24 protein-coding genes are annotated in these 24,157 nt (G+C 71.9%); 12 read left to right on the top strand and 12 right to left on the bottom strand.

The annotated features are described in order from the left end of the window. Positions 1–15 precede the first annotated feature (15 nt). Positions 16–1,278 (top strand): DNA recombination protein RmuC, encoded by a 1,263-nt coding sequence (gene rmuC / locus JSX79_RS03345; RefSeq protein WP_229085159.1) that lies wholly within the window; start codon positions 16–18, stop codon positions 1,276–1,278. Positions 1,279–1,447: 169 nt separating this feature from the next. Here rmuC and glpX read toward each other — a convergent pair whose 3' ends face one another. Then, entirely contained in the window at positions 1,448–2,437 is a 990-nt protein-coding gene (gene glpX, locus JSX79_RS03340; RefSeq protein ID WP_079238384.1) for a class II fructose-bisphosphatase, read from the bottom strand. Between the two features lie 160 nt (positions 2,438–2,597). Here glpX and fbaA point away from each other — a divergent pair, with 160 nt between their 5' ends. Both fbaA and JSX79_RS03330 read left to right on the top strand, forming a co-directional pair. Next, complete coding sequence (fbaA, locus tag JSX79_RS03335) at positions 2,598–3,626, top strand: class II fructose-bisphosphate aldolase (protein WP_070416752.1); 1,029 nt, start codon at positions 2,598–2,600, stop codon at positions 3,624–3,626. A gap of 94 nt (positions 3,627–3,720) precedes the next feature. Beyond that, the gene (locus JSX79_RS03330) at positions 3,721–4,980 is read left to right on the top strand and encodes a M18 family aminopeptidase (protein ID WP_229085158.1); all 1,260 of its coding nucleotides are present in this window, start codon (positions 3,721–3,723) and stop codon (positions 4,978–4,980) included. Positions 4,981–5,115: 135 nt separating this feature from the next. Here JSX79_RS03330 and JSX79_RS03325 read toward each other — a convergent pair whose 3' ends face one another. Further along, on the bottom strand, positions 5,116–5,847 hold the full coding sequence (locus tag JSX79_RS03325; protein ID WP_229085157.1) for a DUF6264 family protein: 732 nt from the start codon (positions 5,845–5,847) through the stop codon (positions 5,116–5,118). Then, complete coding sequence (locus JSX79_RS03320) at positions 5,844–6,908, bottom strand: 4-hydroxy-3-methylbut-2-enyl diphosphate reductase (protein WP_083295030.1); 1,065 nt, start codon at positions 6,906–6,908, stop codon at positions 5,844–5,846. Before JSX79_RS03320 ends, JSX79_RS03325 begins: the two co-directional genes overlap by 4 nt. A gap of 124 nt (positions 6,909–7,032) precedes the next feature. Between JSX79_RS03320 and xseA the strand changes: the two genes are divergently transcribed. Continuing rightward, entirely contained in the window at positions 7,033–8,268 is a 1,236-nt protein-coding gene (gene xseA / locus JSX79_RS03315) for an exodeoxyribonuclease VII large subunit (RefSeq protein WP_071294511.1), read from the top strand. A gap of 40 nt (positions 8,269–8,308) precedes the next feature. On the opposite strand, the gene JSX79_RS03310 is transcribed toward xseA, so the two are convergent. Beyond that, on the bottom strand, positions 8,309–9,052 hold the full coding sequence (locus tag JSX79_RS03310) for an alpha/beta hydrolase (protein ID WP_229085155.1): 744 nt from the start codon (positions 9,050–9,052) through the stop codon (positions 8,309–8,311). An 85-nt stretch (positions 9,053–9,137) separates the two neighbouring features. On the opposite strand from JSX79_RS03310, the gene JSX79_RS03305 reads away from it, so the two are divergent. The 4 genes from JSX79_RS03305 (at position 9,138) to JSX79_RS03290 (ending at position 12,215) form a co-directional block, all read left to right on the top strand. Continuing rightward, positions 9,138–9,377 (top strand): exodeoxyribonuclease VII small subunit, encoded by a 240-nt coding sequence (locus JSX79_RS03305; RefSeq protein WP_229085154.1) that lies wholly within the window; start codon positions 9,138–9,140, stop codon positions 9,375–9,377. Then, a complete protein-coding gene (locus JSX79_RS03300; RefSeq protein WP_229085153.1) occupies positions 9,374–10,012 on the top strand; it encodes a DUF4245 domain-containing protein in 639 nt (212 codons plus the stop codon). Before JSX79_RS03305 ends, JSX79_RS03300 begins: the two co-directional genes overlap by 4 nt. Before the next feature lie 68 nt (positions 10,013–10,080). Then, positions 10,081–10,695 (top strand): carbonic anhydrase, encoded by a 615-nt coding sequence (locus JSX79_RS03295; protein ID WP_229085152.1) that lies wholly within the window; start codon positions 10,081–10,083, stop codon positions 10,693–10,695. 119 nt (positions 10,696–10,814) lie between these two features. Continuing rightward, a complete protein-coding gene (locus JSX79_RS03290; protein ID WP_229085211.1) occupies positions 10,815–12,215 on the top strand; it encodes an aspartate ammonia-lyase in 1,401 nt (466 codons plus the stop codon). A gap of 170 nt (positions 12,216–12,385) precedes the next feature. Here the strand turns inward: JSX79_RS03290 and JSX79_RS03285 are convergent, their stop codons facing one another. The 3 genes from JSX79_RS03285 to JSX79_RS03275 form a co-directional block, all read right to left on the bottom strand. Continuing rightward, entirely contained in the window at positions 12,386–13,747 is a 1,362-nt protein-coding gene (locus JSX79_RS03285) for a PhoH family protein (protein ID WP_175473660.1), read from the bottom strand. A gap of 188 nt (positions 13,748–13,935) precedes the next feature. Beyond that, positions 13,936–15,045, bottom strand: a complete 1,110-nt coding sequence (locus tag JSX79_RS03280) for an aminotransferase class V-fold PLP-dependent enzyme (RefSeq protein ID WP_229085151.1) — start codon at positions 15,043–15,045, stop codon at positions 13,936–13,938. An 86-nt stretch (positions 15,046–15,131) separates the two neighbouring features. Then, positions 15,132–15,917, bottom strand: coding sequence for an isoprenyl transferase (locus JSX79_RS03275; RefSeq protein ID WP_229085150.1), 786 nt, complete (start codon positions 15,915–15,917; stop codon positions 15,132–15,134). Positions 15,918–16,016: 99 nt separating this feature from the next. Here JSX79_RS03275 and JSX79_RS03270 point away from each other — a divergent pair, with 99 nt between their 5' ends. Next, positions 16,017–16,751 (top strand): hemolysin III family protein, encoded by a 735-nt coding sequence (locus tag JSX79_RS03270; protein WP_229085149.1) that lies wholly within the window; start codon positions 16,017–16,019, stop codon positions 16,749–16,751. A gap of 125 nt (positions 16,752–16,876) precedes the next feature. Here JSX79_RS03270 and JSX79_RS03265 read toward each other — a convergent pair whose 3' ends face one another. Together JSX79_RS03265 and mca are read right to left on the bottom strand one after the other, a co-directional pair. After that, complete coding sequence (locus JSX79_RS03265; protein WP_070416761.1) at positions 16,877–17,224, bottom strand: hypothetical protein; 348 nt, start codon at positions 17,222–17,224, stop codon at positions 16,877–16,879. Beyond that, on the bottom strand, positions 17,221–18,111 hold the full coding sequence (mca, locus tag JSX79_RS03260) for a mycothiol conjugate amidase Mca (protein WP_229085148.1): 891 nt from the start codon (positions 18,109–18,111) through the stop codon (positions 17,221–17,223). The genes JSX79_RS03265 and mca overlap by 4 nt, the downstream gene beginning before the upstream one ends. Positions 18,112–18,144: 33 nt before the next feature. Between mca and JSX79_RS03255 the strand changes: the two genes are divergently transcribed. Next, the gene (locus JSX79_RS03255; protein ID WP_175473661.1) at positions 18,145–18,636 is read left to right on the top strand and encodes a DUF4307 domain-containing protein; all 492 of its coding nucleotides are present in this window, start codon (positions 18,145–18,147) and stop codon (positions 18,634–18,636) included. 67 nt (positions 18,637–18,703) lie between these two features. Next, positions 18,704–19,192: a transcription elongation factor GreA gene (gene greA / locus JSX79_RS03250; RefSeq protein WP_070416763.1), complete on the top strand. Its 489-nt coding sequence runs from the start codon at positions 18,704–18,706 to the stop codon at positions 19,190–19,192. An 82-nt stretch (positions 19,193–19,274) separates the two neighbouring features. Here the strand turns inward: greA and ilvA are convergent, their stop codons facing one another. Continuing rightward, positions 19,275–20,519, bottom strand: a complete 1,245-nt coding sequence (ilvA, locus tag JSX79_RS03245) for a threonine ammonia-lyase (protein WP_070416764.1) — start codon at positions 20,517–20,519, stop codon at positions 19,275–19,277. Positions 20,520–20,564: 45 nt separating this feature from the next. Next, positions 20,565–21,830 (bottom strand): AI-2E family transporter, encoded by a 1,266-nt coding sequence (locus JSX79_RS03240; protein ID WP_229085147.1) that lies wholly within the window; start codon positions 21,828–21,830, stop codon positions 20,565–20,567. A 94-nt stretch (positions 21,831–21,924) separates the two neighbouring features. Between JSX79_RS03240 and JSX79_RS03235 the strand changes: the two genes are divergently transcribed. Beyond that, entirely contained in the window at positions 21,925–23,184 is a 1,260-nt protein-coding gene (locus JSX79_RS03235; protein ID WP_229085146.1) for a winged helix-turn-helix domain-containing protein, read from the top strand. Between the two features lie 73 nt (positions 23,185–23,257). On the opposite strand, the gene JSX79_RS03230 is transcribed toward JSX79_RS03235, so the two are convergent. Next, the gene (locus JSX79_RS03230; protein WP_229085145.1) at positions 23,258–24,157 is read right to left on the bottom strand and encodes a M48 family metalloprotease; all 900 of its coding nucleotides are present in this window, start codon (positions 24,155–24,157) and stop codon (positions 23,258–23,260) included.

Here is a 24,157-nt window from a genome sequence, read left to right as displayed (position 1 = left end):
TGCCAAGGTCGCGACATGCAGATCCTCGCCCTGGTCATCGGTCTCGTGATCGGCGTCGCCGTCGGTGCGGTCGTCGCCTGGTCGCTCGCGCGGTCCCGCGCCGGCGTGGACGCCGCCACCTCCCGCGCCAGCGCCGAGGCGCTCCGGTCGCGCCTCGACGAGGTCCGTCGCGACGCCGAGGAACGGCTCGACGCGCAGGACGCGCAGTACCGGCGGCAGGTCGACTCGCTCGAACGCCGGGCCGCCGAACTCGAGCACCTCGTCCAGCGCATGCACGGCGCCGACGCCGCCCGGACCCAGGGCGAGTCGAAGGTGCTCTCCGCGCTCAGCCCCGTCGCCCAGACGCTCGACGTCATGCGCGCCAAGATCGCCGAGCTCGAACAGTCCCGCAGCGAGCAGTACGGTGCCCTCTCGGCTCAGCTGCGCTCCGCTGCCGAGTCCGAGGAACGCCTGCGCGCCACCGCCGACACGCTGGCCAGCGCCCTGTCGTCGAACAGCACGCGCGGCGTCTGGGGCGAGACCCAGCTGCGCAACGTGGTCGAGGCCGCGGGGCTCCTCGAGCGCGTCGACTTCGACGTGCAGTCCTCCGTCACCACGACCGCCGGCACCGCCCGCCCCGACATGGTCGTGCACCTGCCGGGTGGCAAGACCATCGCCGTCGACGCCAAGGTCCCGTTCAGCGCCTACCTGCAGGCTGCCGAGATCCCGGCGACCGCGACCGGCGCCGAGGGGGCCCGGCGCGATGCGCTCATCGGGCAGCACGTCAAGGCACTGCGGGCGCACGTCGACGCCCTCGCCGCGCGGGAGTACTGGACCGGCTACGACGCGTCACCCGAGCTCACCGTGGCGTTCATCCCCTCGGAGTCGCTCATCTCGAGCGCCCTCGCCGCCGACCCCGGGCTGCTCGACCACGCGTTCCGCAAGCGCATCGCACTCGCGTCGCCGGTGACGCTGTGGTCGGTGCTCAAGACCGTGGCGTTCTCGTGGCAGCAGGACGTCGTCTCCCAAGAGGCGCACGAGCTCTTCCGGGTCTCCCGCGAGCTCTACGGCCGCCTGTCCACCATGGCCGGACACGTCGACAAGCTCGGGCGGTCGATCCGGGGCTCCGTGGTCGACTACAACCGGTTCGTGGGGTCGCTCGAACGCCAGGTCCTGCCGAGTGCCCGGCGGCTGTCACTCCTCGACGAGTCGAAGGTCATCGCGGACCCGGCGACGATCACCGACGAGCCGCGGCTGCTCACCGCGCCGGAGCTCGTCGGCGCCCTCGACGACGACTGAGCGCGCGCTCCGCCGCGCTGGCGCCGCCCCGCCCCGCCCCGCCCCGGGCCCCGCACAACGAAAGTCCGTCCGAACCACGCGGGAACGTGGTTCGGACGGACTTCGGTTGTGCGAACGCGATGTGCGCCGCGCCGCCGCGCAGCGCCGGCCGCGCCGCCGCGTCAGCGGATCAGAACCACTTCTCGGCGCGGTGGTCCGCCTGGATGCGACGGATCGTGTTCGAGCGGGACCGCAGCACGAGCGAGTCCGTGTGGATGACGCCGCGCGACCGGCGGACACCGTCCACGAGCACACCGTCGGTGACACCGGTGGCGACGAAGAACGTGTTGTCGCCCGTGACCAGGTCGTCCTGGTCGAGGACCTTGTCGAGGTCGTGTCCGGCGGCGATCGCCTTCTCGCGCTCCTCGTCGTCCTTCGGCTGGAGCTTGCCGAGGATCACACCGCCGAGCGCCTTGATCGCGCACGCGGTGATGATGCCCTCCGGGGTGCCGCCGACACCGACGCACATGTCGATCGTCGATCCGGGCAGCGCCGCCGCGATGCCACCGGCGACGTCACCGTCGAGCAGCAGCCGGGTGCCGGCACCGGTCGCACGGATCGCACGGATGAGTTCGTCGTGGCGGGGACGGTCGAGGACGGCGATCTGCATGTCCTCGAGGTCCTTGCCCTTCGCCTTCGCGAGCGCACGGATGTTGTCACCGATGGGCTTCTCGAGGTCGAGGACGCCGCGACCCTCGGGGCCGGCGGCGATCTTGTCCATGTAGAACACGGCGGACGGGTCGTACATCGAGCCGCGGTCCGAGACGGCCATCACCGAGATGGCGTTCTGGCGACCCGCGGCGGTCAGCGAGGTGCCGTCGATGGGATCCACCGCGATGTCGCAGGCCGGGCCGTGCCCGTTGCCGACGTGCTCGCCGTTGTAGAGCATCGGGGCGTTGTCCTTCTCGCCCTCGCCGATGACGACCACGCCGTCGAAGTTCACCGTGCCGAGGAACTTCCGCATCGCGTCGACGGCGGCACCGTCCGCGAGGTTCTTCTCACCACGCCCGACCCACGGCTGCGCACGGATCGCCGCGGCCTCCGTCGCACGCACGAGCTCGAGCGCCAGGTTGCGGTCGGGCTGGAGGAACAGGGAGCCGGTTTCCGTCGTGGGAGTCACGACCGCCAGCCTACCGACCGGCAGCCGACCGACGGTCCGGACAACGGGCCTGTGGACGCATGTGCACGCCGGGCGCGGGCCGACCGCGTAACCCGCACCGCGCCTCCAGTCCGGCTGACTACGATCGGCGAGGACACCACCGAAGTCGAAGGAGATCCACGTGCCCATCGCAACGCCGGAACAGTACGCCGAGATGATCGAACGAGCGAAGGCCGGCAAGTTCGCGTACCCCGCCGTCAACGTGTCGTCGTCACAGACGATCAACGCGGTCCTCCAGGGCCTCGCCGAGGCGGGCTCGGACGGCATCCTCCAGGTGACCACGGGTGGCGCCGACTACTTCGCCGGCCACACCGTCAAGAACCGCGCAGCCGGTGCCCTCGCGATGGCGAAGTTCGCCCACGAGGTCGCGAAGAACTACGACATCACCGTCGCGCTGCACACCGACCACTGCCCGAAGGACGCCCTCGACGGCTTCGTCCTGCCGCTCATCGCAGCGAGCGAGGAAGAGGTCCGCGCCGGCCGCAACCCGATCTTCCAGTCGCACATGTGGGACGGCTCGGCCGTGCCGCTCGACGAGAACATCGAGATCGCCAAGACCATGATCGAGAAGACGCGGAACATCAACGCGATCCTCGAGGTCGAGATCGGCGTCGTCGGCGGCGAAGAGGACGGCGTCGAGCACGAGGGCACGAACGACGCCCTGTACACGACCCCGAACGACGTCGAGAAGGTGGTCGACGCACTCGGCCTGGGCGACAAGGGCCGCTGGATCGCCGCGCTCACCTTCGGCAACGTGCACGGTGTCTACAAGCCGGGCAACGTCAAGCTCCGCCCCGAGCTCCTCGGCGAGATCCAGGCCTCGGTCGCGGCCAAGCACGGCACCGGCGAGAACCCCCTCGACCTCGTCTTCCACGGTGGCTCCGGGTCGACCGACGACGAGATCCACGAGGCCGTCCGCAACGGCGTCATCAAGATGAACATCGACACGGACACGCAGTACGCGTTCACGCGCTCGATCGCCGACTCGATGTTCCGGAACTACGAGGGCGTCCTGAAGATCGACGGCGAGGTCGGCAACAAGAAGCAGTACGACCCGCGCGCCTGGGGCAAGGTCGCCGAGACCGCCATGGCGGCTCGCGTCGGCGAGGCCGCGAAGGTGCTCGGCTCCGCCGGCCACACCAAGGGCTGACACCCCGAGCAACGGCCTGGAGGAACGGGGCGCGTCCGACGGACGCGCCCCGTTCTGCGTCCGGTGACCTCCACCGCCGTGCCACGATGGTCGGGTGACCGCCGACGCCATCGCCTCCGACTTCGCCCAGTTCGTCACCGAGTCCCCCACCGCGTTCCACGCGGCAGCGGCCGCCCGGGACCGCCTCGTCGCCGCGGGGTTCGAGGAGCTCGACGAGCTCGGCGCCTGGCCGACGATGCCCGGCGCGTACGTGGTGGTCCGTGACGGTGCCGTCATCGCCTGGCGTCTGCCGTCCGGGGCCACCCCGACCACCCCGTTCCGGATCCTCGGCGCCCACACCGACTCCCCCGGGTTCCGCATCAAGCCGAACCCCGGCGTGCGCACCGGCGGCTGGGAGCAGCTGAACGTCGAGGTCTACGGCGGCGCGCTCCTCTCCACGTGGTTCGACCGCGACCTCCGCATCGCCGGCCGGGTCGTCGACGCGGACGGGACGGTCCGCCTGGTGTCCACCGACGCCGTCGCCCGCATCCCGAACCTCGCGATCCACCTCGACCGCGGCGTGAACGACGGCAAGGAGATCGACCGCCAGCGGCACACCCTGCCGATCGTCGGGGTCGACGGCGACGCGGGCGGGACGGACGTGGTGTCGTGGCTGCGCGCCCGGCTCGGCGACGGTGCCGTGTCGTGGGACCTCTTCCTCGCCGACACCCAGGCGCCGGCCCGGATGGGCATCGACCGCGAGTTCCTCGCCTCGGGCCGGATGGACAACCTGACGAGCGTGCACGCCGGACTCCGCGGCATCGCCGAGGCCCCGGCCGACGGCGACCACATCCCCGTGTTCGCGGCGTTCGACCACGAGGAGATCGGGTCCTCGACGCCGTCCGGTGCCGGCGGCCCCTTCCTCGAGGACGTCCTCGGTCGCGTGCAGGAGGGCCTCGGCGCCACCCGTTCCGAAGCCGCGCGGGCGTTCCGTGCCTCGTGGCTGCTGTCGAGCGACGCCGGGCACCTCGTGCACCCGAACCAGCCGGAGAAGCACGACCCCACGAACCGTCCGCGTCCGGGAGCGGGCCCGCTCCTGAAGATCAGCGCGAACCAGCGCTACATGACCGAGGCGAAGGGCGAGGCCGTCTGGGCCACCGCGTGTGCCGCCGCGGGCGTGCCGTGGCAGCCGTTCGTCAACGTGAACACGATCCCGGGCGGCTCGACCATCGGCCCGATCGCGGCGACCCGGCTCGGGATCCCGACGATCGACATCGGCGTCGGGCTCCTGTCGATGCACTCGATCCGCGAGCTCGTGCACGTCGACGACCTCGCGTCCCTGCACGGCGCCGTCGCCGCGTTCCTGGCCGGCTGACGCAGGAGCGCCCGGCGTCGCCTGGCCCGCGGAAGTCCACGCCCCGACGACGACTGCGCACGGTGCACCACGCGCAGTCGTCGTCGGGCCGCGCAGTCGCGGGCCCGCACGCCCGGCGCAGTCCCGGCGGGCGGGTCAGCCGCCGGCGGCCATCCGCTGCACGTACGCCGTGAACGCCGGGTCCTGGAAGAGCACGACCATCACCGGCACGATGCCGAGCACCGACGCGACGACACCGCCCACGAGCGGGACCCAGAACGTCCAGCGCCGGGCACGGAGCCGTCGAATCGACCACCAGGCCACGAGCACGAACACCACGACGAGCACGACCGCCCGCACGAGCACGGCGGTCGACAGCGCCGCCGGGTCGGACAGCTCGGTGTACTGGCGCTCGACGAGGGTCCGGATCGTCGAGGCGGTCGTGCCGACGGCGAGGGACTCGACGACCGACCAGAGCCCGATCACGAGCAGCCCGACCGTCAGGACGAAGTCGAGCGGGGTGCGGCCGAAGCGTCCGGCGAGGGGTGTCGGGCGAGCCGTCCCGCCGTCGGTCGCAGGTCCGGGCCGCTGGGCGCCGGCACGGGGATCGCGGTCGCGAGCGGGGTGGTCGCGGGTCTCGCGTTCGCCGGCGGCTCGGGAGCGCTCTTCGTGCTCGAGGCGCTCCTGTTCGACGAGCACCGGGTTCACCCAACCGTCGGGCGCGTACTCGCCGTACTGCGGTGCCGGACGGCCGTGGACGCGACCGTGCGCGTCACCGTCGGCCGACGGGGCGGGGGTGCGCCGCGCCTCCTGGCCGAGGGAGGGATCGACGACCTGACCCGGCTCGCGGGCGGGCACCGCGGACCAGCCGTCCGTGCCCCCGCTCACCGGCGACGCCCGCCGAGTGCGCGCGTGGGGTTGCCCGACGCGTCCGTGCGGAGTTCCTTCGGCAGCGAGAACATGAGGTCCTCGTGCGCCGTGACGACCTCTTCCACCGTGGCGTAGCCGGCGTCCGCGAGCTGGTCGAGGACCTCGGTGACGAGCTCTTCCGGCACGCTGGCGCCGCTCGTGACGCCGACGGTGCCGACTCCGGTGAGCCAGTCCTGTTGGATCTCGGCGGCGTAGTCGACGCGGTGTGCTGCCTTCGCGCCGTGCTCCAGCGCGACCTCGACCAGGCGGACGCTGTTCGAGGAGTTCGCCGAGCCGACCACGATCACGAGGTCGGCTCCGGGGGCGACCTTCTTGATCGCGACCTGGCGGTTCTGGGTGGCGTAGCAGATGTCGTCGGAGGGCGGGTCCTCGATCGCGGGGAACTTCTCGCGCAGGAGCCGGACGGTCTCCATCGTCTCGTCGACGCTCAGCGTGGTCTGCGAGAGCCAGACGAGGTTCTCGGGGTCGGGGACCTCGAGCGCGGCGACGTCGTCCGGCCCGTTGACCAGGATCGTGCGGTCGGGTGCGTGGCCCATGGTGCCCTCGACCTCTTCGTGGCCGGCGTGCCCGATGAGGATGATGGTGCGGTCGGCCTTCGCGAAGCGCGTCGCCTCCCTGTGGACCTTCGTGACGAGCGGGCACGTGGCGTCGATGGCGTGCAGGTCGCGGTCGGCGGCGCCCGCCACCACGGCCGGTGAGACGCCGTGTGCGCTGAAGACCACGTGCGAACCGCGCGGGACCTCGGCGACGTCGTCGACGAAGACCGCTCCGCGCTGCTCGAGCGTCGACACGACGTGGACGTTGTGGACGATCTGCTTGCGCACGTACACGGGCTCGCCGTACTGCTCGAGCGCCTTCTCGACCGCGACGACGGCGCGGTCGACGCCCGCGCAGTACCCGCGGGGGGCGGCGAGCAGGACCTTCTTCGTGCCGGCGACCGGTTCGTCCCGCAGGCGGCCGCGCGCCGCGAGGACCCGCGGCGGGGCGAGCGGGACCGTGTGGCCGTTGGTGATCGTCACGTCCCCGATGATAGGTGAGCGGGACGCGCGCGGGCTGAGCGCGCACGGACCTGTGGACAACCCGTCCGGAGCGCGCTGTCACCGGTCTCGGGCAGCATGGACGTCCCGCGTGGAAGGAACGACATTGGCGATCGAACAGGGTCCCCCGACGGCTGACGACCCGTGGCCCGTCGCGCTGCTCGGCGCGAAGCTCCGCGACTGGATCGACCGGCTCGGCACCGCCTGGGTCGAGGGCGAGATCACCCAGTGGAACGTCGCGGGCGGCAACGTCTACGGCAAGCTCAAGGACGTCGACGTCGACGCCACGGTGTCGTTCTCGATCTGGTCGAGCGTGCGCTCCCGGGTCCCCGCGGACATCAAGCAGGGCGACCGGGTCGTCGCGGCCGTCAAGCCGAACTACTGGGTCAAGGGCGGCTCGCTGACGATGCAGGTCGTCGAGATGAAGCACGTCGGACTCGGCGACCTGCTCGAGCGCCTCGAACGCCTGCGCCGCACCCTCGCCGCGGAAGGGTTGTTCGACCCGTCCCGGAAGAAGCGCCTGCCCTTCCTGCCGCACCGGATCGGGCTGATCACCGGCAAGGACTCCGACGCCGAGAAGGACGTCAAGCGCAACGCCCAGCTCCGGTGGCCGCAGGTCGAGTTCCGGACGGTCCACACGGCCGTGCAGGGCGAGCGCGCCGTGAGCGAGGTCACCGCGGCGATCCTCGAGCTCGACGCCGACCCGACCGTCGACGTCATCATCGTGGCCCGCGGCGGCGGCGACTTCCAGAACCTGCTCGGCTTCAGCGACGAGGGACTCGTCCGTGCCGCGGCCGCTGCGAGCACCCCGATCGTCTCGGCGATCGGGCACGAGGCCGACCGGCCGATCCTCGACGAGGTCGCCGACCTCCGCGCCTCCACCCCGACCGACGCGGCCAAGCGCGTGGTCCCCGACGTCGCCGAGGAACTCGCCAACGTCCGGCAGGCGCGGGCACGACTCGGGCTCCGGTTGTCGCACACCCTCTCGGTCGAGGCGGACCGGATCGCGGCCCTGCGCTCCCGCCCCGCCCTGGCGTCCACCGCCTGGCTCGTCGACACCCGCGCGGAAGAGGTGGCGCGCGACCTCTCCCGTGCCCGTGAACTCCTCGACCGTCGGCTCGAACGCTCCCACTCCGAGGTCGGGCACCTCACCGCCCGGCTCCGGGCGCTGTCGCCGCGGGACACCCTGCGGCGCGGCTACGCGATCGTGCAGACAGCCGACGGCGGCGTGGTGCGGGGCTCGGAGGACCTCAGCGGTGCGACGCCCGTGCACGTGACGCTCGGCGCGGGCACCGCCACCGGGACGCTCGAGCCGGACGGTCCCGGTCCGGACGGCGCCTGACCCCGGCCGACGTCGCGGCGGGCGTCGCGGCGGCGAGGGCTCACCACCCGCGGTCGCGCAGCCAGGCCTCGGCGACGCCCGGCCACGCGGCAGCGGTCCCGGTGCCCTCGGCGAGCCCGATCCCGTGCGCGCCACGCTCGAAGACGTGCAGTTCGAACGGCACCGCCCGGCGCGCGAGTGCCTGCCCGTAGCGCAGCGAGTGCGTGACGTGGACGGCCGGGTCCTCGGCGGTGTGCCAGAGGAACGTCGGCGGGGTCGCGCCGTCGACCATGAGCTCCGTGTCCAGCGCCCCCAGCGCCCACACCGTCGCACCCGTGCCGAGCAGGTTGTCCGCGCTCCCCCGGTGCTGGTGGTCGGTCATCGAGACCACCGGGTAGCAGAGCAGCGCGAGGTCGGGTCGGTCGTCCACGTCCGACACGGCGCGTTCGTCGGGCGTCGGCGCGTTCGAGACGAGGGCAGCGAGGTGGCCACCCGCGGACGAGCCGACCAGCAGGACGCGTGGAGCGGACGGGAGGCCCGGGTACCGTCCGGCGCGCAGGTCCCGCAGGAGCGTCCTGGTCGCCACCACGGCGTCGGGGTGCCGGTGCGGGGCGACCGGGTACGCGAAGACCACGGCGGAGATGCCGATCGTGTTGAGCCACCGGGCGTAGCCCTCCCCCTCGTGGGCGGCGTGGCCGTGGTACCCGCCGCCGGGCAGGACGAGGGCGACGTCGGGTCGCGCGTCCGCGGGGTCCGGGGCGGTCGGGGCCGGGTACCAGGTCGCACCGTCGGGGAGGTCCGTCATGCCCCCAGACCCTACGCGGCCGGGAGTTGTCCACGGGTTCGCCCCCGCGGGCGGCACGTCGGTGGGCGCTCGGTAGGATCGAGGGGTGTCATCCCAGCAGGAACCCGAGCAGCCCGACGTCCGGTCGCTGAGCTACGAAGCGGCGCGCGACGAACTCGTGCGCGTCGTCGCCGAGCTCGAACAGGGATCGGCCACGCTCGAACGCTCGCTGTCCCTCTGGGAACGGGGCGAGTCCCTGGCCGCCCGGTGCGAAGAGTGGCTCGTCGGCGCGCGGGCCCGGCTCGACGCCGCACGCGCCGCGTCCGAGGACGGCGCAGCGCGATGACCGACGCCGACGGCCGCCCGATCGTCGCCGAGCTGGGCCGCCCCGAGACACCGGAGGAGACCTGGGCGCGCAAGGACGCCGCCCGCACCGCCCGGCGGCAGCACCAGACCGCGTTCAACCTCGTGCTCGCACTCATCGCGTCGCTCGGCATCGTGCTGTTCCTCGTCGCGGTCGTCGTGCGTCCGGACACCACGATCGGCGACCGGACGGTCGACTACCGCCAGGTGGCCTCGCAGGCCCAGGTGCCGGGCGTCACGCTCGCCGCGCCCGCGTTGCCGGGGGACTTCTCGTCCAACCGTGCCGACTACCAGGACAAGACGTCCGACGGGGTGAGCGTCTGGACCGTCGGCCTGCTCACGCCGGACAAGCAGTACATCGGCCTGCAGCAGGGCATCGACGCGAACGCGACCTGGGTGTCGAACCAGCTCGACCAGCACGCCGCCACGGGCACCCGCACGATCGCCGGGACGAAGTGGACCGTGTACGACCGCCGGGCCGAGGGCGACGACGCGGGCAACCAGGCGTACTCGCTCGTGTCGACGTTCGACCAGGGCACCGTCGTCCTGTCCGGCACCGCCGACGACACCTCCTTCCGGACCGTCGCGACCGCCGTCAGCAAGCAGTTCGCGAACTGACGAGCAAACACCCGCCGCAGCAGCAGCACGACCACGACCCGATCCACCCGAAGCACCCGAGGAGCCCCATGCCCGACCGCGCCGCCTCCACCCCGTCCGACGCCCTCCGACTCCTCGTCGAGGGCAACGCCCGCTTCGCCGCCGACAAGCGCCGCACCGGCCGGATCGACCCGGACCGCCGCTCGGAGCTCGCCGGGTCGCAGGCACCGTTCGCCACCGTCCTCGGCTGCTCGGACTCCCGCGTGCCGTTCGAGCACGTGTTCGACGCCGGCATCGGTGACCTCTTCGCCATCCGCAACGCCGGCCAGATCGTCGACGACGTCGTGCTCGGATCGATCGAGTTCGCCGTCGTCGCGCTCGGCACGCCGCTCGTGGTCGTCCTCCGGCACACCAAGTGCGGCGCCGTCGCGGCCGCCCGCTCCGGTGAGCCCGTCCCCGCCCCGCACCTGCAGGCCCTCGTCGACGCCATCGCCCCGAGCGTCGAGCGCGTCCGCACCACCGACGCCGACATCCCCCAGGAATCCGTCGGCGCCGCCCACCTCGAAGCCACGCTCCGTCAGGTGATCGAACGCTCCGGCGCCGTCTCGGACGCGATCGCCGAGGGTAGATTGGCCGTCGTCGGCGCGACCTACGACCTCACCACGGGCGAGGTCGCCGTCGACACGGTCGTGGGCCAGGCCTGACCGACCGCCACGACGACCCGTCCCGGACACCATCGGGACACCCACCAGCCGGCGCGACCGCGGCCGGCGAGCACCCCAGGAAGGACCACGACGACGTGACCGACACCACCCCGACCACCGTGACCGACAGCTCCGGCGAGTACCGCATCGAGCACGACACCATGGGCGAGGTCCGGGTGCCGGTGTCCGCGCTCTACCGGGCGCAGACGCAGCGCGCGGTGGAGAACTTCCCGATCTCCGGGAGCGGGCTCGAGTCGGCCCAGATCGTCGCCCTCGCCCGGATCAAGCGGGCGGCCGCGATCGTCAACGGTGAGCTCGGGATCGTCGACCCGACCCTGGCCGCTGCCGTGGTCGAGGCTGCGGACGCCATCATCGGTGGCGCCCACCACGACCAGTTCCCCGTCGACGTCTACCAGACCGGCAGCGGGACCTCGTCGAACATGAACATGAACGAGGTCCTCGCGACCCTCGCGTCCGAGGTCGCCGGTGCCCCGGTGCACCCGAACGACCACGTGAACGCCTCGCAGTCCTCGAACGACGTGTTCCCGACGTCGGTGCACGTCGCCGTGACCGAGGCCCTCATCCGCACGCTCGTCCCGGCGCTCGAGCACCTCGCCGAGTCGCTCGAGGCGAAGGCCACGCTCTGGGCCGACGCGGTGAAGTCCGGCCGCACGCACCTCATGGACGCCACGCCCGTCACCCTCGGGCAGGAGTTCGGCGGCTACGCGCGCCAGGTCCGTCTCGGCATCGAGCGGGTGAACGCGACGCTCCCCCGCGTGGCCGAGGTCCCGCTCGGCGGCACGGCCGTCGGCACCGGGATCAACACCCCGAAGGGCTTCCCGCAGCGGGTGATCGCCCAGCTCGCGAGCGACACCGGGCTGCCCGTCACCGAGGCGCTCGACCACTTCGAGGCGCAGGGCGCCCGGGACGCCCTGGTCGAGGCGTCCGGTGCGCTCAAGGTCATCGCGGTCAGCCTGACGAAGATCAACAACGACCTTCGGTGGATGGGCTCGGGGCCGAACACGGGCCTCGGCGAACTGCACATCCCGGACCTCCAGCCCGGCTCGTCGATCATGCCCGGCAAGGTCAACCCCGTCATCCCCGAGGCCACGCTCATGGTCGCCGCACGCGTGATCGGCAACGACGCCACCATCGCGTGGGCGGGCGCCTCCGGTGCGTTCGAGCTGAACGTCGCGATCCCCGTGATGGGCACCGCGCTGCTCGAGTCGATCCGCCTGCTCGCGAACAGCTCGCGGGTGCTCGCCGACAAGACGATCGACGGGCTCGAGGCGAACCTCGACCGCGCCCGCGCGTTCGCCGAGTCCTCGCCGTCCATCGTCACCCCGCTCAACCGCGTGATCGGGTACGAGGCGGCGGCGAAGGTCGCGAAGTTCGCGGTGCAGGAAGGCGTCACCGTCCGCGAGGCCGTGATCGCCCTCGGCCACGTCGAGCGGGGCGAGGTCACCGAGGAGCAGCTCGACAGCGCCCTCGACGTGCTCAGCATGACGCACCCGAACTGACGCACCCCGTCACGGACAGGAGGCGCGGTGCCAGCTGGCACCGCGCCTCCTGTCCGTCAGTGCGGTGCTTCCGACAGCCGAGACTCGCATCCGCGGACAGTTTCGTGGCCGAGATGCCACGAAACTGTCCGCTGGGCCGAGTCTCGGCCGGCGCGTGCCGCGCGCCGCCGCTAGACCAGGTCGGGCGAGTCGAGCATCTCCGTCACCAGCGCCGCGATCGCGGACCGCTCCGAGCGCGTCAGCGTCACGTGCGCGAACAGCGGGTGCCCCTTGAGCCGCTCGATCACCGACGCGACCCCGTCGTGCCGACCGACCCGCAGGTTGTCACGCTGCGCCACGTCGTGCGTGAGGACCACCCGCGAGTTCTGCCCGATGCGGGACAGCATCGTGAGCAGCACGTTCCGCTCGAGCGACTGCGCCTCGTCCACGATCACGAACGCGTCGTGCAGGGAGCGCCCGCGGATGTGCGTCAGCGGGAGCACCTCGAGCATGCCCCGCTCGACGACCTCGTCGAGGACGTTGTCGGAGACCAGGGCGCCGAGCGTGTCGTACACCGCCTGAGCCCACGGGTTCATCTTCTCGGACGCGTCGCCCGGCAGGTACCCGAGCTCCTGGCCGCCCACCGCGTAGAGCGGCCGGAACACCATGATCTTCTTGTGCTGCTGGCGTTCGAGGACGGCCTCGAGACCGGCGCAGAGCGCGAGCGCCGACTTGCCCGTGCCGGCGCTGCCGCCGAGGGAGACGATGCCGATCTCCGGGTCGAGCAGCGCGTCGATCGCGAGCCGCTGTTCGGCGGAGCGCCCGCGGAGGCCGAAGACCTCGCGGTCGCCACGCACCAGCGCCACCGCGCCGGCGGTGTGCACCCGGCCGAGGGCGGAGCCGCGCTCGGAGTGGATGACGACGCCGGTGTTGACCGGGACGCCGTCGAGCTGCGACGAGCGGATCTCCTCCTTCTCGTAGAGGTCGGACATCTGCTCGCCGGACACCTGCAGGTCGGCGATGCCCGTGTACCCGGAGTCGACCGCGAGCTCGGCGCGGTACTCCTCCGCCGCCATGCCGATCGAGGACGCCTTGACGCGCAGCGGCAGGTCCTTCGACACGACGACCACGTCGAGTCCGTCGTTCTTGAGGTTCGAGGCGACCGCGAGGATCCGCGAGTCGTTGTCGCCGAGCTGCAGCCCGGACGGGAGGACGGACTGGTTCGAGTGGTTCAGCTCGACCCGGAACGAGCCGCCGTCGCCGATCGCGATCGGGAAGTCGAGCCGCTCGTGCTCGATCCGGAGCTCGTCGAGGAGCCGGAGTGCCTGCCGGGCGAAGTACCCGATCTCCGGGTCGTTGCGCTTGGACTCCAGTTCGCTGACGACCACGACGGGCAGGACCACCGCGTGCTCCGCGAAGCGGAACAGTGCCCGCGGATCGCTGAGGAGCACCGAGGTGTCGAGCACGTACGTGCGCTGGGCGACCGATGTGGACGAGTCCGCGGTGTGCTGCTGCTGTGTTCCGCGAGAGACGTTCTGAGAGGTCACGACCACTCCATCCCCGGGCCGCGCTCGGCCCGGTCCATGTCCTCGAACGCGGCCGTGGAGCGGGTCTGCGAAGCACCGACTGTGGCCGCTTCGATCGGGCGCGGTGCCCGATGGGGACAAGCTACGTCCGACCCCCGACACGGCACCAGCGACACGCGGTTCCCCGAGTTACGGTCACGTGAACAACGCGGCCGCTACTGCATCGTGGCGTACGACAGGCAGGCGTCGCGGAACATGTCGAGCGTCTCGTCCGTGGTGGACGCGAACACCGACACCCGCGCGACCCCGAGCCGCGTCGTGACCGTCACGCCGTGGTTGTGGAACGCCGCGGACAGCGCGGTGAGCCGTCCCTGCGGCGGTCGGAGCACCACGATCCCGGCGCGCTCCCGGGGGTCGCGGCTGGACTCGACGGACAGGCCGAACTCGTCGGCGATGTCGAACACCCGCTCGACCCGGTCGGTGACCCGCTCCTGCACGGCGGCGACGCCGACGGCCGTGAGCCGGTCGAGCGACACCGCCAGACGTGCCTGGGACACCGGGTCGGTGCGGGTCATCTGGAAGCCGGCGGCACCCGGACGGACCGACGGGACGTCGGTCGGCCACCCGGTCGTGCCGTGCGGGCCGGACAGGGCGGGCCGGAGGCGGTTCAGCGCACGGTCGCTGAACGCGGTGATCCCGGTCCCCCACCCGGCGTGCAGCCACTTCTGGCCGCCGGTCGCGACGACGTCAGCGAGCTCGTACGGGGCGTCGACCACGCCGAAGCCCTGGATGGCGTCGACGATGAGGAGGCGGTCGCCGATGACCTCGCGGATGGCGGCGAGGTCGGCGAGGTAGCCGGTCTGCCAGTCGACGAGCGAGACGGCGACCGCGGTGACGTCGTCGGACAGGCGCGACTCGATGAGCGACGGCGTCATCCACCCGGCGCCGGACTCGATCACGACGGGCTGCACGCGACCGCCCGTGGCCGAGGCGGCACTCGCGAGGGCCAGCGGCAGCGAGGGGTACTCGTCGGCGGAGACGAGCACGCCGCCGGTGAGCCCGAACGCGGTGTGCAGGAGCCCGGGCGTCGTGGCGGTCTGCGAGACGACCTGGTCCTCGCGCCGGCCGACGAGCCGTGCGGCGACGGTGCGGACCCGGGCGTCCTGCTCGTCGAGCGTCTCCATGGCGCCGAAGCGCATGTGCTCCTGGATCGTCCCGAGCACGCGCTGCTCCTCGAGGACCGCGGTCTGGACGGGACCGAACGCGGCGTGGTCGAGGTAGCCGGGCTCCTCGGCGAAGCCTGAGGCGTACTCGGCGATGTTCACAGGGGCAACCTTCCGTGGGACGAAAACCCTGTGAGTCTACTGGGATGAACGGCCGACAGCCGCCGCAGTGCGGGGAACGGCGGTCGTCAGCCGCCGTACCGGCGAGACCGCAGCCCGAAGTCGCGGACGGCGCGCAGGAAGTCGACCTCGCGCAGGTCCGGGTAGAGCGCCTCGACGAAGTAGAACTCGCTGTGCGCGCTCTGCCACAGCATGAAGTCCGACAACCGCTGCTCGCCCGACGTCCGGATGACCAGGTCGGGGTCCGGCTGCCCCTGGGTGTAGAGGTGGTCGCCGATGAGCTCGGGTGTGAGGACCTCGGCCAAGGTGTCGAGCGTGCCGCCGCCCTCGTCGTGCGCCTGCACGATGCTGCGCATGGCGTCCGCGATCTCCCGACGGCCGCCGTAGCCGACCGCGAGGTTCACGTGCAGCCCGGTGTGCTCCGCCGTGCGCTGCTCGGCGGCGGAGAGCGCGGCGACGAGGGGTTCGGGCAGGCCCTCGTTCGAGCCGACGTGCTGGACCCGCCAGTCCCGGTGGTCGGCCAGGGTCCCCGCGAGGTCGGCGATGATGCCGACGAGCTGCTCGAGTTCGTCGCCGCCACGACCCTTGAGGTTGTCGGACGACAGCAGGTAGAGCGTCACGACCTCGATGCCGAGGTCGTCGCACCACGTCAGGAACTCCGGGATCTTCGCGGCGCCCGCGCGGTGCCCGTGCGCGGCGGACTCGAGGCCGAGCTGCTTCGCCCAGCGACGGTTGCCGTCCACGATCATGGCGACGTGCTTCGGCATCGCCGAGCCGTCGATCTGCCGGCGGATCCGGTTCTGGTAGGCGCGGTAGAGGATCCCTCGTCCTGCCCATCCCACCCTGCCGGTCACGGAACGAACATAGTGCACGGCGCCTCGGAGCGAGCCGCGTTCCCCGGGCCGTCCGCCCGTGTTCGGCGTTCGTTCGGCATCGGCCCCTACGGTCGGACCATGCAGGCCGAGCACGACACCGGGACCCTCCCCCACGTCCCCTTCACCGACGAGGCCGCGAGCACCGCGACCGCCGGACGGACGACCGCCAGCGCGTCCGAACCCCGGCCCGCGTGGCGCGGTTGGATCCACCTCGGGGCGTTCCCGTTCGCCATCGCGATGGGCATCGTGCTCATCGTCCTCGCGGGCTCACCCGCGGCGAAGGTGGGCAGCGCCGTGTTCATGGCGACGTCGCTCGCGATGTTCGGCGTCTCGGCGACCTACCACCGGTTCCCCTGGGGCCCGACGGTCAAGGCGGTGCTCAAGCGCATCGACCACACGAACATCCTGCTGCTCATCGCCGGCACGTACACACCCGTGGCGATCTGCGCCCTGCCGCACACCCTGATGGTCGTGGTGCTCTGGGTGATGTGGTCCGGCGCGGCGCTCGGCATCGCCTTCCGGGTCCTCTGGATCGGGGCGCCCCGGTGGCTCTACGTGCCGATCTACCTCGTGCTCGGCTGCGCGGCGCTCGGGCTGCTGCCGCAGTTCTTCGCCGCGAGCGTCCCGATGACGGTCCTCGTGCTCTCCGGCGGCGTGGCCTACATCCTCGGTGCGCTCGTGTACGGCTTCAAGCGGCCGAACCCGTCGCCGACGGTGTTCGGCTTCCACGAGGTCTTCCACGCCCTCACGGTCGTCGCGTTCGCCGCCCAGTGGGCGGGTGTCCTCATCGTGGCGCTGAACCCGGTGCGCTGACCGCGACGGTCCGTCGGACGGGAGGCGCGGGTCGGGCCCGCACCGTGCCTCCCGTCCCGCACACACGCGGGTCCACCGCGCCCGTCGCGTCAGCCGCGCCGGTCGCGTCAGCCGCGCCCGTGGCGTCAGCCGCGCTCGGTGTCGTCCCCGACGTCGGCCCGGCCGTCCTCGGCCGCACGCCGCTCCGGCTCGTCCGTCGCGACGCCGTCGCGATCGATGCCGTCACGGTCGACGCCGTCACGCTCGCCACCCGCGGTGCCGTTCGCCTCGGCCTCGAGCCGCTCCCGGATCTCCGCCCGGTAGCGGGTCCGCCGGATGCGCCGGGTCATGTCGATCACGAGCAGGATCGTCACGATGGCCACGACCGCGATCGCGATGAAGCCCGCGACGCCGGGCGTCACGTCGACGTCCGGGACGCTCGAGGTCGGGCTCGGGCTGGGGGTCGCGGCGAGTGCCGCGTGGAGGGTGCTCACGCAGTGGTGTCCTTGTCGGCAGGGATCCCCGCGAACAGGTCGGACTCGGGGAGCTCGGTCGGCACGCGGGCCTCGACGAGCTGGTAGTCCTCGGTCGGCCACACCGTCGCGAGGAGGTCGTTCGGCCAGTAGAAGAAGGCGCTGTCCGGCGGCACCTGGCTCGCGTGGGCCCGGAGCGCCGCGTCACGCGCGTCGAAGTACTCGTGCACGTCGACGTGGGTCGTGGCGAGGTCGGGCCGGTCGGCGAACCGTTCGACCCACTCGCGCAGCTGCTCGACCGCCGGGCTGTCCGGGTCGCGTTCCTGCAGGGCCTCGAAGACCGTCCGGAAGCGCCGGGGGTTCATGGTGCGCTCGTAGTAGAGCTTCGCGACGGACCACGCGGGCCCGGCGTCGGGGTACTTCTCGGGGTCCGCGGCGTCGCGCCAGGCGGCCACCGAGACCTCGTGCGTCCGGATGTGGTCCGGGTGCGGGTAGCCGCCGTTCTCGTCGTAGGTGACGAGCACGTGCGGGCGGAAGCGTCGGATGACCCGCACGAGGGCCTCGGTCGAGTACTCGAGCGGCACCGTCGAGAAGGTGCCGGGGCGGACGGTCTCGCCCTTGTCGGCGTCGGGCAGGCCGGAGTCGTGGTACCCGAGCCACAGGTGGTCGATGCCGAGCGCCGCCTGGGCCCCGGCCATCTCGGTGCGGCGGTACCCGGCCATGTCGCGGTGCGCCCGGCTCGTGGCGGGCTCGCCGAGCTGATCGTTGAGGATGTCCCCCGCCTCGCCACCCGTGCAGGAGACCACGAGGACCTCGTTGCCCTCGTCCGCGTACTTCGCCGCGGTCGCCGCTCCCTTGCTCGACTCGTCGTCGGGATGGGCGTGGACGGCCATCAAGCGGTACGGCACTGGTCTTCCTCACTGATCGCGTGGCAGCACACAGTGTCACGTGAACTACCCTGGGATCAGGATAATCACCCCGGGAGCCCCGAACTGTCCGAACCGCAGCACCAACCGGCACCTCAGCCGTCCGCCAGCACCACCGCGACGCTGGACGACCGCTACGGCCGCACCCCCGGACGCGCTCGTCGGACGCGGCTGATCGGGATCGTCGCCGCTGCCGCCGTCGCCCTGGTGTTCATCGTCTGGGTGGTCTGGGCCGGTCCCGGGCAGACCAGCCACGGCCTCGACACCGACGACGTCGGGTACCAGGTCGTCTCCGACCACCAGGTGGTCGTGCACACGCAGATCTCCGTCGACCCGGGCACGGTCGCGAAGTGCGCTGTCCAGGTCCTCGACAAGTCGTACACGATCGTCGGCTGGCGCGAGATCCGGGTGCCGGCATCCGATCAGCGCGTGCGCAGCATCAGCACCCCTGTGAACACCGTGTCACGGGGCGTGACCGGCTTGATCCACGACTGCTGGGTTCCCTAGACTGCTGTGATTCGCGGACAAGACCGGCCACACCGGCCGGTCTTGTTCTTTGCTGAAGGGAATCACCATGAGCAACGACACCCAGGTCACGTGGCTGACGCAAGAGGCGCACGACCGCCTCACGGCCGAGCTCGAGACGCTGTCCGGTGAAGGTCGCCAGGAGATCGCGAACCGCATCGAAGCCGCTCGCGAAGAGGGCGACCTCAAGGAGAACGGCGGCTACCACGCCGCCAAGGACGAGCAGGGCAAGATCGAGGCCCGCATCCGTCAGCTCACCGAGCTCCTCAAGCACGCCACCGTCGGCGAAGCGGACTTCGACGGCACCGTCGAGCCCGGCACCGTGGTGACCGCCGTCATCGCCGGTGACGAGTCGACGTTCCTGGTCGGCAACCGCGAGATCGTCGGCGAGGGCTCGGACCTCACCGTCTACAGCCCGGTCAGCCCGGTGGGCGCGGCCATCGTCGGCCTGCGCGCCGGCGAGAAGGCCACGTACACCGCGCCCAACGGCAAGGAGATCGCCGTCGAGGTGACGAAGGTCGAGCGCTACGAGCCGTAGACGCCACCCTTGACGGACAGGAGGCGCGGTGCCAGCTGGCACCGCGCCTCCTGTCCGTCTCCGGCTCGGTCCAGCGCCCGTCTCAGTGCTCGAGCAGCTCCGGCTGGAAGCCCACCTCGTGCAGGCGGTGGATGACCTCCTGCGCGTGCTCGGGGCCGCGCGCCTCGATCGACAGGTCGAGTGCCACCTCGTTGATGACGAGCCCCTGGCCGTGCCGGGTGTGGAGCACCTCGACGACGTTCGCGCCGGCGTCCGAGATGACCTGCGAGACGCGGGCGAGCTGACCGGGGCGGTCCGGCAGCATGATGCGGATGCCGATGTAGCGCGACGCCGCGACGAGGCCGCGGGTGATCACGCGTTCCATCATGAGCGGGTCGATGTTGCCGCCGCTGAGCAGGACGACGGTGCGACCGGTGTCCCGGACGGCACCGGACATGATCGCCGCGACGCCGACGGCCCCGGCGGGCTCGACGACGAGCTTGGCGCGTTCGAGCAGCACCAGGAGCGACCGGGCGACGTCGTCGTCGGACACGGTGACGATGTCGTCGACGAGGTCGCGGATGATCGGGAAGTTCAGGTCGCCGGGTCGCGCCACGGCGATGCCGTCCGCGATCGTCGGCTTCGTGCTGACGGTGACGGGTTCGCCGGCCTCGAGCGAGCTCGGGTAGGCGGCTGCGTTCTCGGCCTGCACCCCGATGACCCGGATGGTGCGTCCGAGGCGCTCGGCGACGCCCTTGACGGCGAGGGCGATGCCGGCGATGACGCCGCCGCCGCCGATCGGCACGATGACCGTGTCGGCGTCGGGCACCTGATCGAGGATCTCGAGCCCGAGCGTGCCCTGGCCGGCGATGACCGCGGGGTGGTCGAACGGCGGGATGAAGACCGCTCCGGTCCGTGTCGCGAAGTCCTTGGCCGCGCTCAGCGCTTCTTCCACCGAGTGCCCGCGCAGGACGACCTCGGCGCCGTAGTGCCGCGTGGCCTGGAGCTTCGGCAGGGCGACGCCGACCGGCGTGAAGATCGTCGCGGGGATGCCGAGCTCGCGTGCGGCGAGGGCGACCCCCTGCGCGTGGTTGCCGGCGCTGGCGGCGACGACCCCCGCGGCCCGCTGCTCCGGGGTGAGGGTCGACAGGCGGTTGTACGCACCGCGGACCTTGTACGCACCGGTGCGCTGCAGGTTCTCGCACTTGAGGTGCACCGGCGACCCGAGGACCTCGGCGAGGAACTGCGAGGTCTCCATCGGGGTGACACGGGCGACCCCGGCGATCGTCACACGTGCCTTCTCGATGTCGTCGAGCGTGGGGATCAGCGGCGTGGTGGTGTCGGTCACGGGTCCATCATCGTCGCTCGCGGCACTCCTGACGAACCCGTGACGTCAGTTGGTGCTGGCAGTGCCCTCAGCCGCCGTCGGCTCCGGCTTGCTGCCCGGTGCGGGGACCGCGTCGCCGACCTTGTGCCGGCGGCCCCGCCGGAGCTGGAGCTGCCCGTGCTGGCCGCGCTTCGGGGTGGCCTCGAGCACGTGCTCGGAGTCGAGTCCACGCCAGCGGCCGCTCGCGATCGTCATGACCATCGTGTTCACGGTGGCGATCAGCGGCACGGCGAAGAAGGCACCGGCGATGCCCGCGAGCCCGGAGGCCGCCGTGACGCCGAGGACCACCGCGAGCGGGTGGACCTTGACCGCGTTGCCCATGACGAGCGGCTGGAGGATGTGTCCCTCGATCTGCTGCACGAGCAGCACGACCGCGAGGACGAGGACGGCCGCGAGCGGGCCGTTGAAGATGAGTGCGACGAAGACGGCCAGGAACCCGGTCACGATCGCACCGACGACGGGGATGAAGGCACCGAGGAAGACGAACGCCGCGATCGGGATCACCAGCGGCATGCCGCCGAAGAACAGGCCGACGATGAAGGCGCCGAGCCCGATGCCGACGGCGTCCACGAAGGCGACGAAGATCTGGACGCGGATGAAGCTCGTCAGGGTGATCCACCCCGCGACACCGGCGCCGTCGACGGTCGCACGGGCCTTCTTCGGGAAGAGCCGCACGGCCCACCGCCACACGTTCTTGCCGTCGATGAGCAGGAAGATCGTGGTGAACAGGATGATGAAGAGCGCCTCGAACACGTGCGTGGCACCGGACCCCGCGCTCGCGACCCCGGAGAGGATCGACGCGCTGTTGTCCTGCAGCCACTTCGTGCCGTCGTCCAGCCAGCCGTTGACGTCGCCCTGCGTGATCCCCAGGCCGGAGTTCAGGACGAGGTCCTTGACGTTCGCGTACTGGTCGACCGTGCGGTCTCGGAGCGACGGGTAGGACGCGATGATCTGGTCGACGACGAGCCACACCAGCGCGCCGATCGCCGCGAGTCCGCCGAGCAGGCTGATGACGACCGCGAGCCACTTCGGCACGTGGTGGCGCTGCATCCAGTTCGAGATCGGCACGAGCAGCGCCGAGACGACGATGCCGACGAGGAACGGGATGAGGATCTGGCTGAAGATCGTCATCAGCCAGATGAAGACCGCGATCACCCCGATGACGACCAGGATCCGCCACGACCACGCGCCGGCGATCCGCATGCCGGTCGGGACCGACTCCTCGACCACGGGGTCCGGATGCGTCGGTTGCTGCTTTCTGCCCCATGCCATGATCGCGAGTGTACCGATGTGCGGCCCGACAGGTACCAGATACGGCATACGTCACCGGAAGCGGGGTGTCGGCGGCGATCGGTAGCCTTCGGACATGGTCAGGACCACGCTCTCCGCTGCCGAGGCCCGCCGCGTCGCACTGGCTGCCCAGGGCTTCGGCCAGCCGCCTGCCGACGCCGTGTCGACCCGGGCGCTGAACGCGGGGTTCGCGCGCCTCGGCCTGCTGCAGATCGACTCCGTGAACGTCTTCGAGCGCAGCCACTACCTGCCGCTCTTCGCCCGGCTCGGCACCTACGACCGGTCCACGCTCGACCGCCTGACGATGTCGAAGCGCGGCCCCTACGCCGAGTACTGGGCGCACGAGGCCGCGTTCGTCGACCGCACCGACCTCCCCCTCTTCCGGTGGCGGATGGACGCGCTGCGCGAGCGCGACGCGTGGCCGAACCGGATCGACGGGGTCCGGCGGACCGAGGGGGTCCGGCGCGAGCTCCGGGCGCTGCTCGCGGCCGAGGGGCCGATGCCGGCGAGCGTGGTCGAGCACGAGTCGAACGTCCGCCGCGGGCCGTGGTGGGGCTGGAGCGACGTGAAGCTCGGACTCGAGCAGATGTTCCGCTGGGGCGACGTCGTGAGCGCCGGACGGTCGGGCTTCGAGCGGGTCTACGCGCTCCCCGAGCAGGTCCTGCCTGCCGGCACGCTCGAGGCCGCACCGGCGCGACCCGCAGCCGTCCTCGAACTCGTCCGCCGGGCCACCCGGGCACTCGGCGTCGGCACCCGCGCGGACATCGCCGACTACTACCGGCTCCGTTCCGACGACACCGCCGCGGCGATCGCCGAACTCGTCGCCGCCGGGGAACTCGTGCCCGTGCGGGTCGAGTCCTGGGGCGAGCGCGCCTGGATGCACGCCGACGCCCGGGTCCCGCGGCACGTGACGGCCGACGCCGTGCTCAGTCCCTTCGACCCGGTCGTGTGGTTCCGGCGGCGGGCCGAGCGGATGTACGGCTTCCACTACCGGATCGAGATCTACACGCCGGCCCCGAAGCGGGTCTTCGGCTACTACGTCCTGCCCGTCCTGCAGGACGACCGGCTCGTCGGGCGGGTCGACCTGAAGAGCGACCGGCAGCGCGGGGTCCTGCGCGTGCGGACGGCGTGGGAAGAGCCGGGCGAGCGGCTCGATGCCGGGCGGCTCGCCGAGACCCTCCGACGGACGGCCGCGTGGCAGGGGCTCGACGGGGTCGAGGTCACCGACCGCGGAACCGCCGCGGCTGCGGTCGCGGGGGCGCTCGGCGTGCGGCTGGTGCCGCACGTCGCGGCCGACGACGCGGACGCGAGCGTGGCGTTGGAACCGGCCGTCTGACGGGCTGGTGGCGCGGCGCGGGGCCGGCCCGCGCCTCCTGGGCCGCACCCGGTCGCCGGCACCCGCCCTCGGGTCAGAACCGGTCGAGACTCCCGCGCAACCGCGCGATCCGGTCCGGCAGCGGCGGGTGCGTGGAGAACAGCCGGTCCATCAGGCCGGGCCGCATCGGGTCGGCGATCCAGAGGTGCGCCATCGACGAGTTCTGCGTCTGCATCGGCCGGCCGTACGCGCCGAGCTTCTCGAGCGCACGGGCGAGCCCCTCGGGGTGGCGGGTGGTCATCGCGCCGGTCGCGTCCGCCAGGTACTCCCGCTGCCGGGACACCGCGGCCTGCACCCCCGCCGCGGCGATCGGCGCCACGATGACCGCGACGAGGCCGGCGATGAGCAGGATCGGGTTGTTGCCGCCGTTGTCGCTGTTCCGGTTCCGACCGCCGGCGAGCCCGCTGAAGATCGAGATGCGAAGGAGCACGTCGGCGATGAGACCGACCGCGACCACGAGCCCGAACACCATCGTGGAGACGCGGATGTCGTAGTTCCGGACGTGCCCGAGCTCGTGGGCCATGACCCCCTGGAGCTCCTGGTCGTCCATGATCGCCAGCAGCCCGGTGGTCGCGGCGACGATCGCGTGGTCGGGGTCACGGCCGGTGGCGAAGGCGTTCGGCGACGGGTCCTCGATCACGAAGACGCGCGGCATCGGCGTCCCGGTGGCGATCGCGAGGTTCTCGACCGTGCGCCAGAGTCGTGGCTCGGTGTTCCGGTCGATCTCGATGCCGCCCGCGATCGCCGTGGCCTGGCGACCCGCGGCGAAGTACTGCACCAGCGCGTACCCGAGCGCGACCACGAGGACGATCACGCCGATCGACACGTTGCCGGCGAGGTATCCGCCGAGGAACCCGAGCGCCCCGATGATCAGCAGGAAGACCAGGACGATGAGGACCGTGTTGCGCTTGTTGCGCGCGATCGCGCTGTACAC

The organism is Curtobacterium sp. GD1 (assembly GCF_020882855.1).
In the GTDB taxonomy this organism is placed as follows: Bacteria; Actinomycetota; Actinomycetes; order Actinomycetales; family Microbacteriaceae; genus Curtobacterium.
This window is presented reverse-complemented; position numbering and strand designations above follow the sequence as displayed.